Raw genomic sequence first — 15,271 nt, forward strand, 5'->3', positions numbered from 1 at the left:
CAGCTAGAAGTAAGATCGTAACTTTTAGGTAGCTAACCACAATTTCCGATCCTGTCACAAACATACAAGCGTCCGGTGAGTATGCGTTAGCCCTGGTTCCCCCCCCCGGCGCAAAGCGCCGGAGGGGGAGCAGTTGAAGGAGCAATGGAAATAAGCCCGGATAGTTCCGGTGTAAGACAGCAAAACCGTTAAAATAAGCATCTGCTAAAATAGGTAGGTGAAATTATTCGCTGAATTCAGGTGATTTACACCTGAAACGAATGGGTATGGAGAAATTAGCCAGTAGCCGCGATAATAAGCGATCAATACCCAGCAGATACTTCGCAGCAAAACTTTTTTGACCTGGGTATATGCATTAACTTTAACGATAGCATCCAGTACACCCACACAACCCAATAAAAATGAGATACCTTTTTACCCTCTGCTTTTTAACCCTCCTTTGCACCTGCGTCAGCGCCCAAACGGAAGATCTTCGCCTGTCAACCTCGCTTTACTTTGCTTCGGCGGACTACGAGCCCAATAGCACAGAACTGGAAAAACTGGCCGACTTTGCCACCACCCTGAGCAGCTACGCTGCTTATACCCTCAGGGTGGAAGCCTTTACCGACGAAAAAGGAACCGAGGCCTACAACACCGCCCTGGCCGAACGCCGCGCGGCGGCCGTTACCGCTGCACTTGCCCGCCAGAACATAGTGCCCGCCACCACCGAAGTGCTCACCTACGGCGAGCAACGCGCCCGCCAAAACACCACTGACGATGCCGAACGCGAGCATGATCGTCGGGTAGATCTCGTCGCTACCGTCACCCGCTGGGAGAGTGCCGAGGCGGCCATTAGCAAGGCCCGGGCTGATCAATTGCAGTCCATCACCATTAAGGATCCAACCGTTCGCCAGACCATCTCCGGCGCTGAAGGCGGAACTTTCCTGTTAGAAGCCAATGCGCTGGTACGCCCTGACGGCAGCCCGACCATCGGTCCGGTCTCCGTTGAACTCATCGAGGCCTACGATCTGTCGGATATGCTGATCGCTGGCCTGACCACCACGGCTGCGGGCAAACGACTCGTGACCGGAGGCATGATTAGCCTCACGGCAACCGATGCCGATGGTGTCTCCCTTGAACTACGCAAAGGACGCTCCATTACTGCGGCTACTCCGACCGATGACTTCAACGAACAAATGCGGATCTTCTCCGGTACTAAGCACGACGAAAACGGGACCCCTACCGACTGGGCACTGACTACCGGAGGGGTTGCCAACTCCGCCGATGCACTCTTCGCCTCTTTAGGTCCTTTGCCAAGTCTTGGTTCCTTCCGCGTAACCGCTAATGCAAACATTGGCAGCCTGATGGCCCGGTGGCGGGAAGCCAATCCTGAACCTAAAGCGCCGGTGTTGGAAAAGGTAGACCATAACTTTCTTTCCCGTAAGCCCGTCGCTCCCGTACTGGAAGAGATTGTCTTTGAGCCGAAAGGGCTCGCTGGGGTCTTTACCTCGAAAGCCAAAATAGAAGAAAAAACAGCCGAGATGCGCCAAAAGGCACTGGAAACCTATCAGCGTCATAGCGAGCGCTACGAGCGGGCTCTCGTCCGTAATGAAGGGATGCCCGCCCGTAATGCGGCCCGCCAGGAAGCCTATAAGCAGGCACACCCTGATTGGCAGCGACGCCTGGAGGCGCATAAGGAGAGTTTGATGACCACCGAGGTACGTCGCCTGATGGCTCAGGAAACTGCTCGACGGGAAAAGTACATGGCCGCCCGGGCTGCCCGCGCCGAAATGCTGGGGGAAAAGCTGGGAGAGCTGGAGGACCTTAGCGGGCAGCAAAGCAATATTTCGCGCTACTTCTTTAGTATTAATCAGCTTGGTTGGACGAACATTGACATCTTTCACGTCTCCGGAGAAGAAAGTATCCAGTTACTTGTGGAGGTTCCTAATTCAAGCCCTAAAGCTACCGTTGTCATGATTCCCACTGACCGCCGCTCCGTCATTGCCTACCAACCTGACACGAAGGCAGGCACCTGGAAGCGAAGCGGGATACCCCGGGGGCTTGGCTACCACGTAATTGCTTATCAGGTAATGGACGGAAAGCTGGTGATGGCTCACCAATACGTAGAGGAGGCCAGCACCGTCCCCGCAAAAATGAGCTACCAGCCAATCGCAATTGATCAACTAAAGGATAGGATCGCGGGTATTCTGGGTAGCTAAAACAGGAATGGGCTTTTCCCTTCTTAAGCAGGTGATCTATTGAATACTACTTTCCAAAAAATAGCCCTCGGCGGTGGATGTCATTGGTGTACCGAAGGCGTCTTTGTTTCCCTGCGCGGCGTTGCGCGCGTGGAGCAGGGGTGGGTAAGCTCGCTACCGCCCAACGAGGCCTTTTCCGAGGCAGTGATCGTTCATTACGATCCGGAAATTATTTCGGTGGAAGACCTGATGGCCGTCCATCTGGAAACGCATGCTGCTACGAAGAACCATGGTTTGCGGCATCGCTACCGATCGGCGGTCTACTACTTCGCTGCCGGCGAAGCGGCTGCCTTCGAGCACATTCTCAACGGGCTGACCAGGGAGTACCCTGAGCCCATCCTCACGCAGGTCTTGCCCTTTGTCGGTTTCAAAGCCTCCCTGCCGGAACACCAGGATTACTACCGTAAGGATCCTGAGAAACCTTTCTGCAAGCGGTTCATTGCGCCGAAGCTGAAGGCCCTGCGAAAGACACGGCCTGGCCTGTTGGCCGGGCCGATATCGCCTCCGGCAGGGAGCTAACGCTTATTTCCCCCGGGAAGGGATTGAAGGACATGTTGGTTTTGGGCTAGAGTTGAGGAACTTTTTTCCGAAGGAGCAGGAGGAGAAGAGGAGCGGGGAGGAGCGGATGGTTAGCAATGGCCACGATTTATAGTGCTGGATTCACTCCTTTGTCTCCTGTTCTCTGCGCCCTCCGCGCCCAAATAAGTCGCGAAGCGACCCACCTAAGCCAACAAATAGTCCAACTCTTTCTTATCAAAGTCCAGTCCGCCGCCGGAGCCGATGATGTCTTCGGCCAGTTGCTTTTTCCGCTGCTGGAGTTTGTTGATTTTCTCCTCGATGGTGTCTTTGGTGAGAAACTTCCGGGCGAAGACGTTGCCCGTCCGGCCGATGCGGTGCGCACGGGCGATGGCCTGGTCTTCGATGCTGGGGTTCCACCAGGGGTCGAGGATGAAGACGTAGTCGGCTTTCGTCAGGTTGAGGCCGGTTCCTCCGGCCTTGATGGAGATGAAGAAGGTCTGCACCGAAGGATCTTCCTGAAAGCGTTTGACCTCATTGGCGCGGGTCTTTGCGTTGACGGAGCCGGTAATCCAGGCGTGCGGCTCGTTGGCCGCTAACAATTTCTCTCTGAAGAGTTCGAGGTGCTTCACCATGCTGGAGAAGATGAGGACTTTGTGTCCGGCCCGGCGGACGGTGTCCCACTGCTCCATCACTTCACCGAATTTGCCGGAGTCTTTTTCGTAGTCGCTTTCCATCAATACAGGGTGGTTGGCCAACTGCCGCAGGCGGGTTAGCGTTTGCACGACCCGGAGTTTATATTGCCCGTCGTTGGGGGCAAAGTTGCCCAGCAGCGCATTGCGGGCGGCGGACTTTTCTGCCTCGTAGAGCTTGCGCTGGGCACTGGTCATCTCACAGTAGTAGTGCTGTACGTCGAGCTCGGGCAGGTCAGGAGCTACTTCCTCTTTTGTCCGTCGCAGCAGGTGAGGGCTGACCAGTTTTCTGAGTTGTTCTTTTTTCTTGTCGTCGTCGTGCTGTTCAATCGGCGTGATGAAAGCTTTTTTGAAGAAGGCATAATGGCGCAGCAGACCGGGATTGATGAATTGCATCTGACTCCAGAGGTCTGACAGGGAGTTTTCAATCGGGGTGCCCGACAGGCTGATGCGGTGGACGGCATTGAGCTCGTTGAGGGCCTTGAAGACTTTGCTCTGTCGGTTTTTGATTTGCTGGCTCTCGTCCAGCACAACGTAGCTGAAGTCGATCTCCCGGAGAATATCAATGTCGCGCAGGGCCGTCTGGTAAGTTGTCAGCAGAACATCAAAGCGGCGCAGCACGCGGGGGTCTTTGTTACGTTGTTGCCCGGTGTGGGTTTGTACCGTTAACGAAGGGGCGAAGCGTTCCAGCTCGTTGCGCCAGTTGAATACCAGGGAAGCGGGCAAAACGATGAGCGCGCGGAGGGGTTGGAGGAAAACTTCGTCTTCAGCCGGTTGGGCGAAGAGGTCTAGTTGGGGAGCGGGTTGCGCCTGCTTAGTGGATGCTTTTGGTGCATTGCTGTTTACTCCTTCCTTTGCACCTGCGGGCCCCGCCAAGCCTGCCGAATCGTCAGCGCCCAAACGATCCTTGGCGTACAGCAGCACCGAAATGGTTTGCAGTGTCTTTCCCAGGCCCATATCGTCAGCCAGGCAGGCACCGAGTTGTTCGTGGTGATGACGGACGAGCCAGCGGGCACCTTCGAGCTGATAGGGGCGAAGCGTTGCCTTAAGTTTTGAGCTGGGCGTAAAGGCTTCGGCCATCCTTTCTGCCTGCTCGGCCATGCCGGTGTCGAGGCCCATTGGCGCCAGCAGCGGCGCCTGGCTACGTGCCATCCGTACCTTCTTGCCTTCCACCTTGGCGAACTGCAGCCCCGGCCGGTATTTGGCAAACCACTCTTCGGGAATCAGGAAGATGTCTCCGTCCGGCAACTCAAAGCGACGTTCTTCCCGCTGGATGTAGCGGACGAGTTTGGCAAAGGGGATCTCATGCGGGCCCACTACTACTGTTCCTTTCAGGTCAAGCCAGTCGTTTTCCTGCACCAGGTCCAGCGAAATAACGCCTTCATGACTGGTGAAGCGCTGCCCTTTTTCTTCGGGTGTGATTACTTCAATTCCTTTGGCCGTAAGCGCGGTCTCCTGCTCCAATAACCACCGCAGGTCGGCATAAATGCCAGCGGTTTCTCCGGAGCGAAAGGCATTACTTCCCGGAACCTGCTCCAGGCCGGCTTCCGTAAGTCCGGACAGTAAATCCTGCTCCGCCGCCGCATCCCGGAGGATGCGCGTCAGCCGGTAGGGCGTACGAAGGTTAAAGTCTACCACCGGCTTTAGTGGTGAGCCAACGGCAAAGGCTTTTTTACCGTATACGAACTCAGGGTAGAGGTAGTAACGCTCTTCAAAGGGGTGAGGGCGTGTGCTGATGCGCAATCTGTCCGGACGGCTAATCTCTTCTACCGTGAAACCTTCCGCCAGGATCGGGTTCCGCTCCGCGATTTTTACCACAAATTCCCGCCAGTACTGATCGGCTTTTTCCGGAGGCACCTGTACACCGTCGCGGCTGAGAAAAGGTTTTATGAGGTTACCACCCAGTTGCCCGAGTTGCAAGAGTTCTTTGTCGACGACCAGCCAGCCCGGCGTCGGGTGATTGGTGAGAACTTTGACGTCGTGAAAACGGACCGGACTGGACTTCCCCTGCTCGTCCACCAGTCGCATCTGATAGTTGATACCCGTTTCATCAATGATAAATTTGAGCTCCGGGCTGGGAGCTGCTTTCGCAAAGGGGGTTAGGAAGCCATCGGGCTCTTTGCGGACGTCAAGCCCTACCGTGACGGCCCAACCATGCTTTTGGCAGAGGGTGAGAATCTCTGCAGACCGGTGATGGAGGTAGCGGATGACGTTGTCGCGCTCCTTGCTTTTGTCTCCCAGTAAGCCCGCCAGCGTAGGAACTTTTTTGGCGCCCTTGCGGTGTGCTTCGGCGATGTTACTCTGCCGCAGGGCATCCACCAGGCTCAGCGCTCTGGCCAGCGGCTCCGTTAGCTCAATGTCGTAGATACCCAGTGCGCTTGCTTTGGCTGCGTGGTGAACGTGCACTAGCCGGCCCGCTTCGTTGCGGCCCACGACGTAGGCTTTCGGCAGGAAAATGCCGGTGCGGAATTCGTCGAAGTTAAAGAGGAGTTCTGCGGTTTGGGGCAAGATCAAAAAAGGTTGGCGGGGTGGCGGAAAGCGGCGAAGGTAGGAAAAACTTTTGGGTGCCTGATGCCGGGTGCCGGGGGAGTACAGGGCAATTGCAAACTCGGATAACGCGGACGCTCGAAGGTCCTTTCAGGACGCTTCGAGGTCCGCTTAGCCTGGCTCAAGGGACCTGTGAGCGCCCCTGCGTGGAGCTTGCGATTCCCCTGCGGGGGAGTAGGATTCATAGAATTTCATTCTGCAAGTCCTACTCTCCCGATTTGTGAGTCGCTGGATATCCGTTGTCTGAGCTAAACTTCAATCTCTCATTCCTCCATTCCCTCATTCTCTTCCTACCTTGCCGCCGTGTCCATCTCTCATCACCTCCTATTCATTCTGTTGGGAATCGTTTTACCAGCGGTTCTATTCGTTACTACTTACCGGCGGCGTAAAGCAGGCGGCGGGCGTATACACTGGACGCATAAGATGAAAGTGGGGCTTTATTACGGCAACGGAGGCTTGCTTTGGGGAATGGCTTTGTTGGTGCTGGCGGTCTGGTATTTCAGCGGCCGGCCCTTTACGGAAATCGGTCTGGGCTGGGGGATCTCTCCCTATGATGCTACGGCAGTATTGACCCTCTCGGCCTTCGTCTTTCTTTATCTGTTCGATTTATATCTGGAAGCCGGCAACGAAGAAAGCCGGGATGAAACCCGCCGGGAGTTCGCCAAACTCGGCTTTATGCCCACCACAGTGACGGAATTTTTGCATTTCATCTTCCTGGCGGTGGCCGCCGGAGTGGGAGAAGAGATCGTCTACCGGGGATTCATGGTTACCTATCTGACGGAGCTCTTGGGGCCGGGGGTGTGGCCGACGATCAGTGCCTTGTTGATACCGGCCATCGCTTTTGGCCTGGGACATTTCTATCAGGGCGGGCGGGCAGTGCTCAAAATTGTGGCCATGGCCGTCCTTTTCGGCTTTTTTTTCCTGCGGACGAACACCCTCTGGCCGCTCATGCTTCTGCACGCGGCGATCGACGTCTTCGGCGGTTTAATGAGCTGGTACCTGCTTGGAAGAAAGCTGGAGGACTGATTGGGCGGAGGAGCTGCAGCTCCGACCGCGAACGGGGCCGAGGGCTCCCGCACACTAGGGCCCGGACGCTCAAAGGACCATTTTATCCTACGCTACGCTCCGGGAAATGGACGCTTCGAGGTCCTGGACTTCCAGTTCGGAGCTGGAGCTCCTCCTCCCATATAGGGATCGGAAAATAAAGCTTTAGAAGTAGGCTATCTTTGTCCTGCGATAGCTCAATCGAATATCGCATATCAAATATCACTTATCGCATATCATTCCATGCGCTACTACCTCATCGCCGGTGAGCCTTCGGGCGACCTTCACGGTTCTTACCTGATTCGGGCCATCCGGGCCGAAGACCCGGCGGCGGAGATCCGCGCCTGGGGTGGAGACCTGATGGCGGCGGCAGGGGCTGAGCTCGTGAAGCACTACCGGGAGCTGGCCTTCATGGGTGTAGTGGAGGTAGTGAAAAACCTGCCGACGATCCTGAAAAACCAGCGGGCCTGCCAGGAGGATATTGCGGCCTTTGCGCCGGACCGACTGGTGTTGATCGATTACTCAGGCTTCAACCTGCGCATCGCGAAATGGGCAAAGCCGCAGGGAATGGACGTGAGTTATTACATCAGCCCGCAGGTATGGGCGTCGCGTTCGGGGCGGGTAAAACAGATCAAGGCCTACGTAGACCGGATGCTGGTGATTTTGCCCTTCGAAGAGGCCTGGTATGCAGAGCGGGGCGTAAAAGCCACCTTTGTGGGCCACCCTTTACTGGACGTAGTGAAAGAGGCAGAAGAAGCGGCGCGGACGCAGGATGCAGTGTCCCCCGATTGGCGCAACGCGCCAGCCCCCGAAGGGGTAGTTAAGGGGCAGGGAAACCCCGACACCTCCAAAGCTGGAAATCAAGAGCACGAAGTACTGCGCAGCAAATCGCTAATCGAGAATCGAGAACCGCCAATCAAAGTAGCCCTCCTCCCCGGCTCCCGCAAACAGGAAATAACCGTTGGCCTGCCCCTCATGCTGGCCGCCGCGGCTCTGCACCCGGAGCACGACTACGTAGTTGCCGGAGCGCCGTCTCAAACCCTTGCTTTCTACGAACAAATCATTGCCTCCTGCGGTAGCGCCCGGCCTCCCCACCTCAGGATACTGATGAACGATACCTACGGCCTGCTACAAACTGCTCACGCGGCTATCGTGACCAGTGGAACGGCTACGCTGGAAACGGCTCTGTTCGGGGTGCCGCAGGTAGTGGTTTATAAAGGTAACTGGATTGCCTACCGCGTCGCTAAATGGATGATCGCTAACCGGATCAAATACATCAGTCTGGTTAATCTGGTGATGGATGCTCCCGTCGTCAAAGAGTTGATTCAGCACGATTTTACCCCCGAACGGCTGGGGGATGAGCTGCAAAAAATAATTGCCGGCCCCGAGCGGGACCGGCAATCAGGTCAGTTGCAACAGCTGCGCGAGCGACTGGGCTCCGGGGGAGCTGCCGGCCGGGCGGCTAAGTTGATTGTTACTTCTTCTTAGCGTTACCGAAGATGACCAGCAAAGCGTAGATCAATCCCGGTAAGTATAACAGCAGCGTCAGGATTAATGCAATCCAGAACTTGGTGTTCAACTCTCCCTGATGGACAAGCACCGCCACAGGAGGAAGCAATACCGCCAGAATGACGAGCAACAGGGTGTTGGTATCGGTATCTCCGCTGGCCTTCCAGTCCGCAATAGCACTCTTGAGGCCTTTGCGTTGCTCACGCTTCAGCTGGCGGCGCTCTTTGGCAGACATGTCTTTAAGGCTTTCCTTGTAAGCGGCTACTGCTGCAGCAGCTTCATTTTCTGCTGCCGTGGCAGTTTCGCTGGCTACGGGAACGACGATAGCAGCCTGGGCTGGAACAGAAATGAAAAGGGAGAGAAGTAGGCAGAATAATGGAGTAAATATCTTCATAAGCGTAGTTAGTTTGCTTTATTACGCAAACGAAAAGCGGTGAGTTCGTAAGTTGAGAGAAATAAAAAGAGCGATGATGTCAGGGTACATCATCACTCTCGTTCAGTCGTGAAATAATCTCAGGCGCGGTGATACTTAACTGCCTGCAAATCTTTCCAAAACCACTTCGCCCACAAGAAAGCCAGCAGCGGAAACACCACCACACTTAAAGGGTGATGGTAAAGCGCTTCTGCTAGGTCTAAATGAATCAGGTGCATCATACCGCGGGTCATGCCGCAGCCGAAGCACTCCTGGCCCAGAAGAAGTATGGACAGACATTTGGGGCTTCCTTCGTCAAAGTAGGTGGCGGGTAGAATCAGTAGCACGATGGGAACAATGACCCAAAACGCCAGGCGGAAATATTTGAAGTAATCCGTCATTATAGTTCTGGGTCGTAAGCACTACCATCTGCCGGGCCGAGGTCTCCCAGAGCAATTCGGATGATGTCGATAAGTGTCCAAATGCCACATCCACCGAGCGTGAGCAGTTGGATGATCCCGATGGTGGTGTACCCGAGGTAGAAACGGTGAATGCCCAATGTGCCGATCACGAGGGAAAGAATCAAGGCGACAACCTGGCTTTTAGGCTTGTCGCTAGCGGGAGCCTTTCCTTTTTCGGCGGCTTTCATCTGCTTTTTGATCTGCTTCTGAGCCATCTTCAGGGCGATGGACTCTTTTAGCTTGAGCTTGCGGCCGGTTGTCTCCCGGATTTTCTTAGGGGTGAGGGCCAGAAAGTCTTCGGCAGAGAATGTCTTGTCCGTTCCGGTAAAGGTCCTGCTTAGAGCAGGATCCACGGCTGTTGTTTTAACCGGAGAGACGACGGCAGCCGTCGCTATGTTGCCAACAAAGAAGATGGCGAGGAGGAAAAGGTGAAATCGTTTAATCATGATATACTGGGTTAGATGAAAAACAGAAGAGGTTTTATTCAATTGGGTACTCAATTATAGGGATTAAACTACCTTCGGAGTAGTCGCTTAAGTTGCCTTAGACAATAATTAACGAGCTTAGTCAAAGCTTAACATTATTTAGCAAATCCCATTCATCAGGGTAGTAGGAGCAGAGACTTCTGGTCCTTATAAAAAAGAAGGGCCTGTCCGGAAATCGGACAGGCCCTTCAATGTCATATCACCTAAACCGGGATGGTGTAGGTTTTTAGCATTTTACAGCTCGGGGTTCCAGCTTCCGTCTTTAGGCTCCTGGCTGCCGATTGCGATGGTGATGATGTCATAAAGAATCCATGCAAACAAAGCGATTCCGGGAACGATCAACCAGCTGGTCAACAGTAAAAGAATCTGAGCGATTCCTTTGAGCGTTTTGCCCATGTAAAAGCTGTGAATGCCAAGGCCTCCGATGAAAATGGCGAGCAACAGGGCAACCAGTTGGTTTTTATCGCCACCGGCTGCGGGAGCGCCGGCTTTCTTTTCCTTACGGATTTGCTTTTTGATGGCGCGCTGAGCCATTTTGAGCGTGATGGCCTTTTTCAGGCCGAGGCGTTCGCCGGTTTTCTCGCGGATGCTGCGAGGCGTCATGGCCAGGAAATCGTCCATGGTAACCTGCTTACCATCGGCGGCAAACATTTCTACGAGGTCAGGATTAGTGAGAATATCAGTAGCAGTAGCTGCTGGTGGGGCAACGAAAGCTGCGGAAGCAGTGCCGACTACAAATAGTACGGCCAAGAGGGTGGTGTAAATTCTTTTCATTGAAGTAATGGGTAAATCAAGTGCCTACTCTGAAAGGTTTTCGGCTGCGCCTCCCTACTTATTTATATCGTGGATTTTCGGGATATTCCACATATCAAAAGAGCTGAAACAGATAGTTTGATATACTTGCAAGGTATTTAATATTTTGATAATACCAAATCTCTTTTAGCTTCCAGGGCTTTCGTTGTTGATACACGAAAATTGTTGGCGTCAGAACTCTTACTCATAAAAGTCTTCTTTGTCAGTACGGGCCAGGTCAATAAAGAGCTGCCCGAATTTTTCCGTCACATCTTTAAAGAAACGTTTACCTTTTTCTGCGGTGGATTTTCGGGGGTCGCCCGTTCCGGTGCTCTCCGTGATGGTTGACCAGGGGCGCTCGCGCCACACCCAACCTTCCTTAAAGGCTTTGATGCGTGGCTGGCGCTCCGCGCCATCACCTGCCTGGTCGAGCGGAAGCACCAGGTCCGGGCGAAGGTGAAGGACCAGGCTGGTTTCCAATTCACAGGCGTGGTCGCCACCTTCTTCCACATAATCGTAGCGATCGAAGGTTTTAAACCAGTTGGTCTCTACCAGCAGCATGTCCGGAAATTCAACGCCCAGCTCCCGGAGCATGGTCCGAAAGCTATTCCCTCCATGACTGTTGAAAACCACGAGTTTTTTTATGCCCTGCCGGTTCAGCACCGTGATCAGGTCCCGCAGGATGGCCAGCTGGGTGCTTGGCATCAGGTTCATGTCCAGCGTAATGTCCGTCTGGCCGGTATTAACACCGAACGGGATGCAGGGAAGGATGATTACTTTTTCGCCGGCCTCCCAGGCGATACGGCCCGCTTCGGCGGCGATGGCTTCGCCCTCAATGATGTCCGTGGCGTAGGGCAGGTGGTAATTATGGGCTTCGGTGGCGGCCCAGGGCAGGACCGCTACTTCGAAATTCGTGGCTTTAACGGCTTTCCAGTTGGTTTCGGCGAGGAGGTAGGGGCGGGGCATATGATTCTCGATTCTTGGTTCTCGATATTTGATTTTAGATTTGGCTGCCGCGAAGGAAGGTGTGGAAAGATATGTGATATTTGATTGGCGATATTTGATGGGTGATTTGACTAAGCTACATACCTCTCCTTAACGGTAGCGAAATCAAGAGCACGAAGTACTGCGAAGCAAATCAAGAATCGCCAATCGAGAATCGCGAATCGAGAATCTTTCCTACCAAACCTGATGCACTCCCGCCTTAATCATCTCCTCATAAATGGCGTTCATGCCATTTACCTGTTCGTCCATAAGCGGAGGGAGTTCGGGGGCGGAGAGGTTGGAGTAGAGGTGTTCCACTTTAGAGGCGCCGGGGATGATACAGCTAACCTCTGGGAAGCGGAGGATCCACTGCAATGCCCGTGGAGCGAGGTTTTTCTCCCCCGGAAAGAGGCCTTTCATCCGTTCCATGGCCTGCAGGCCGAGGGTATAGTCGACACCGCTGAAGGTTTCTCCCCGGTCGAAGCCGGCTCCGTCGCGGTTGAAGTGTCGGTGGTCCTCTTTGCCGAAGGTGGAGTTGGCGTCGAACTTGCCGGTTAGCAGGCCGGAGGCCAGCGGTACGCGGACGATGATGCCGACGTTGCGCTCCTGCGCTTCCCGAAACAAGAGCTCCGATGGCCGCTGCCGGAATACGTTGAAGATGATTTGCACCGTGGTTACGTTGTCGTACTGAATGCCCTTCAGGGCTTCCTCCACTTTCTCTACGCTGATACCGAGGTGACCAATTTTGCCTTCCTCCTTCAGTCGTTCAAAGAGACCGAAGATCTCCGGGCGGTAATACACCTCCGTCGGCGGGCAGTGTAGCTGGATGAGGTCGAGTTGTTCCAGCCCGGTACGTCGCAGACTATCTTCCACGTAACCGCGCAGCGCTTTTTCGGTATAGCCCTCATTGAGGTGGGGCGATATCTGACGGCCACATTTGGTGGCCACGTATACCTGCTCCGAGCGACTCTTGACTACCCGGCCGACGGCTTCCTCGCTCAGGCCGGCGGAGTAGACATCCGCAGTATCAATAAAATTCACGCCGGCATCGATGGCGGCATGAAGAATGCCTTCGGCTATTTTATCGCTAAAGGGATCTCCCCATTTGCCACCTACCTGCCAGGTGCCGAGGGAGAGTTCGGAGATGGAGAAGTTGGTTTTGCCTAGTTGTCGGTAGTTCATGATAAGGGAATTAAGGATTAAAGAGGGGAAGGGATTAAGGGGTAAAGAAAGTTAGACCCTTACGCTTTACTCCTTAAAACCTTTACTAAAACCGCCCCACATAAGTCTCCGGCCGGATCATCTTCAGCTCCGCCTTAATGGCATCGCTAACGGCCAGCCCGTCAATAAACGTATGAAGAATTTCTTCGTTGAATACGGTCCGCCCACGGGTTAATTCTTTGAGCGCTTCGTAGGGTTTTGGGTAGCCCTCCCGGCGTAGAATATTCTGGATGGCTTCGGCACAGACGATCCAGTTAGCCTCCAGGTCGGCCGCTAGTTTGTCCTGATTGAGCAGCAACTTGCTGAAGCCCTTGTCGATGGCTTTAAAGGCGATAAGAATATGAGCGATGGGCAACCCCACATTGCGCAGCACGGTACTATCGGTCAGGTCGCGTTGCAGGCGGCTGATGGGGAGTTTATCGGCCAGATGGGTAAGCAGTGCCCGGGCGATGCCGAGGTTGCCTTCGGCATTTTCGAAATCGATGGGGTTGACTTTGTGCGGCATGGCGGAGCTGCCGATCTCGCCGGCGATCGTCTTCTGGCGGAAGTATTCCATAGAAATATACTGCCAGACATCCCGACACAAATCAATCAGAATTGTACTGATACGGTTCAGGGCGTGAAACACAGCTCCCAGGTTGTCATAGTGTTCAATCTGGGTGGTGGGGTAGCTGCGCTTAAGGCCCAGGTGGTCGCTGACGAACTGGCTGGCGAAGGCGTGCCAGTCGTAGTCAGGGAATGTAACGTAGTGGGCATTCATGTTGCCGGTAGCACCGCCGAATTTGGCGGGCATAGGAATGTCCTGGAGCTGGCGGAGTTGCTCCCGCAGGCGATGCGTCCAGACGCTGAACTCCTTGCCCAGAAGGGTAGGGGAAGCTGGCTGCCCGTGGGTCTTGGCCAGCATGGGCACCTCGGCCCATTCCATGGCGTGGCGGTCGATCATACTGATCAGGCTTTCCAGACCGGGACAAATCACTTCGGTCAGCGCATCTTTAATGGTGAGCGGGATGGCCGTATTGTTGATGTCCTGACTCGTAAGACCAAAGTGGACGAACTCAAGGATGTCTTCCATACCGGCTTTGGTGAGCCGGTCTTTGACGAAATACTCCACGGCCTTCACGTCGTGATTGGTCGTCCGTTCGGTGGTTTTAATCTCTTCGGCGTCCGCTTCACTGAAACTGTGGACAATCTGATTGAGATCATCCATCTGGGTAGTAGTAAAGTGCTGTAACTGCGGCAGACCAAGCTGGTGCAGCGCTTGTAGGTAGCGGATTTCCACGAGTACGCGATAACGGATCAGGGCGTATTCGCTGAAGTACTCGCTGAGTTCACGGGTTTTGCTGGCGTAGCGGCCGTCGATGGGGCCAATGGCACGGAGTGCGGACATTTCTAGTAGGATAGTATGATAGTAATTGTAGTCTGATAGTGCTATCGCAAGCGATAGGGAGCGCGAAGATACAAAAGGGATTTGGGCGACGGAGCAAGCTCAGGCGCGGCCGCAGGTGCAAGGGGGAGTTGATGGGCACGCAAGGACCTCGAAGCGTCCCGCAGTATTGCGGGACTTTCGGGCGTCTGTGCTTTATACAATGATCCGCTACGGTTTTCGAATATTCAAGTACCGTACTATTGATGTCCACTTAAAGATAGCTTTCAATTCGGGCGTGTGTGTGGGGCGAGCCCACACATGCCCGAATTACAAAAACCCCGTGTTTTTATCGGAGAAAGCAGGTAACTGCCCCTTATTTTACACCGTTCCGCACGGGCTCGTACTTTTCAGAAGGAAAGTACCAAAATTCTTTGGCTGTGCCGATGTCTTATCGGAAAATAGAGAATTGAAAGCCTAAAATTGAAAAACTCGCTCAACGCTTCTTGCTCTGCTTACTCACTTTTCGGTTACTCAAATTTGGTGTCAAAAGATAGCTTTGTGGATGCTCATACAGTTTCAATTTTTTAACGGCTTTCAGCTCTCCATTTTCCGGAGACCGCCACCGGCGAAGCCAGCCGCGAAGCGCACCCGTCCCACCATAGTGCTCCATTTTGTTTTTCACTTTCCATTTTTTGGCTTGGAGGAGCAGGGGAAGCTATTGTGGCAAAGCATTCATTTTTGGCCTGAAGCCAGGCATTAATCGCGGTGTATTGCCCACTCAGACTCTGCTTCAAAGAATCCAGTGGTGTATTACCTCCGAGCTAAAGTAGCGTTGAATGAAACCCCAGACCCAGAGCTTTTCGGGGGACGGCCCTTGTCGTTCTACCGATTAGCCAACGACACAGGCCAAGGGTTTTGCTACTCATATCTTTGTTTCAGGTTACAGTGAGGACGAAAAGCTACGTCCCAAATACCGTAACTTACTCCTTCTGGTAGTGACTTCTT

12 protein-coding genes are annotated in these 15,271 nt (G+C 54.1%); 4 read left to right on the plus strand and 8 right to left on the minus strand.

Going from position 1 to position 15,271, the window contains the following annotated elements; translation table 11 throughout:
* Nucleotides 1–401: 401 nt before the first annotated feature.
* Nucleotides 402–2,198 carry an OmpA family protein gene (locus BM123_RS23440; RefSeq protein WP_090173541.1) on the plus strand — a complete coding sequence of 599 codons (1,797 nt, stop codon included), beginning with the start codon at nucleotides 402–404 and terminating at the stop codon, nucleotides 2,196–2,198.
* 39 nt (nucleotides 2,199–2,237) lie between these two features.
* Nucleotides 2,238–2,756 carry a peptide-methionine (S)-S-oxide reductase gene (locus BM123_RS23445; RefSeq protein ID WP_090173543.1) on the plus strand — a complete coding sequence of 173 codons (519 nt, stop codon included), beginning with the start codon at nucleotides 2,238–2,240 and terminating at the stop codon, nucleotides 2,754–2,756.
* Between the two features lie 203 nt (nucleotides 2,757–2,959).
* Here BM123_RS23445 and BM123_RS23450 read toward each other — a convergent pair whose 3' ends face one another.
* Nucleotides 2,960–5,953 carry a DEAD/DEAH box helicase gene (locus BM123_RS23450; RefSeq protein ID WP_090173544.1) on the minus strand — a complete coding sequence of 998 codons (2,994 nt, stop codon included), beginning with the start codon at nucleotides 5,951–5,953 and terminating at the stop codon, nucleotides 2,960–2,962.
* A gap of 342 nt (nucleotides 5,954–6,295) precedes the next feature.
* On the opposite strand from BM123_RS23450, the gene BM123_RS23455 reads away from it, so the two are divergent.
* Together BM123_RS23455 and BM123_RS23460 are read left to right on the plus strand one after the other, a co-directional pair.
* The gene (locus tag BM123_RS23455; protein ID WP_139212076.1) at nucleotides 6,296–7,018 is read left to right on the plus strand and encodes a CPBP family intramembrane glutamic endopeptidase; all 723 of its coding nucleotides are present in this window, start codon (nucleotides 6,296–6,298) and stop codon (nucleotides 7,016–7,018) included.
* Nucleotides 7,019–7,279: 261 nt separating this feature from the next.
* A complete protein-coding gene (locus BM123_RS23460) occupies nucleotides 7,280–8,524 on the plus strand; it encodes a lipid-A-disaccharide synthase (RefSeq protein WP_090173548.1) in 1,245 nt (414 codons plus the stop codon).
* Here the strand turns inward: BM123_RS23460 and BM123_RS24475 are convergent.
* From BM123_RS24475 to purB, 7 genes are all read right to left on the minus strand, one after another.
* Nucleotides 8,511–8,939 (minus strand): YqaE/Pmp3 family membrane protein, encoded by a 429-nt coding sequence (locus tag BM123_RS24475; protein WP_217642212.1) that lies wholly within the window; start codon nucleotides 8,937–8,939, stop codon nucleotides 8,511–8,513. The two genes, BM123_RS23460 and BM123_RS24475, sit on opposite strands and share 14 nt — an antisense overlap.
* A gap of 119 nt (nucleotides 8,940–9,058) precedes the next feature.
* A complete protein-coding gene (locus BM123_RS23470) occupies nucleotides 9,059–9,358 on the minus strand; it encodes a DUF2752 domain-containing protein (RefSeq protein ID WP_090173550.1) in 300 nt (99 codons plus the stop codon).
* Nucleotides 9,358–9,864: a TM2 domain-containing protein gene (locus BM123_RS24480; RefSeq protein WP_217642213.1), complete on the minus strand. Its 507-nt coding sequence runs from the start codon at nucleotides 9,862–9,864 to the stop codon at nucleotides 9,358–9,360. Before BM123_RS24480 ends, BM123_RS23470 begins: the two co-directional genes overlap by 1 nt.
* Before the next feature lie 273 nt (nucleotides 9,865–10,137).
* Complete coding sequence (locus BM123_RS23480; protein WP_217642214.1) at nucleotides 10,138–10,677, minus strand: TM2 domain-containing protein; 540 nt, start codon at nucleotides 10,675–10,677, stop codon at nucleotides 10,138–10,140.
* Between the two features lie 219 nt (nucleotides 10,678–10,896).
* On the minus strand, nucleotides 10,897–11,661 hold the full coding sequence (locus BM123_RS23485) for a creatininase family protein (protein WP_090173552.1): 765 nt from the start codon (nucleotides 11,659–11,661) through the stop codon (nucleotides 10,897–10,899).
* 213 nt (nucleotides 11,662–11,874) lie between these two features.
* Entirely contained in the window at nucleotides 11,875–12,861 is a 987-nt protein-coding gene (locus BM123_RS23490; protein ID WP_090173554.1) for an aldo/keto reductase, read from the minus strand.
* Nucleotides 12,862–12,946: 85 nt separating this feature from the next.
* A complete protein-coding gene (gene purB / locus BM123_RS23495; RefSeq protein WP_090173556.1) occupies nucleotides 12,947–14,287 on the minus strand; it encodes an adenylosuccinate lyase in 1,341 nt (446 codons plus the stop codon).
* Nucleotides 14,288–15,271 lie beyond the last annotated feature (984 nt).

This window comes from Neolewinella agarilytica, from assembly GCF_900110645.1.
GTDB classification, from domain to species: domain Bacteria; phylum Bacteroidota; class Bacteroidia; order Chitinophagales; family Saprospiraceae; genus Neolewinella; species Neolewinella agarilytica.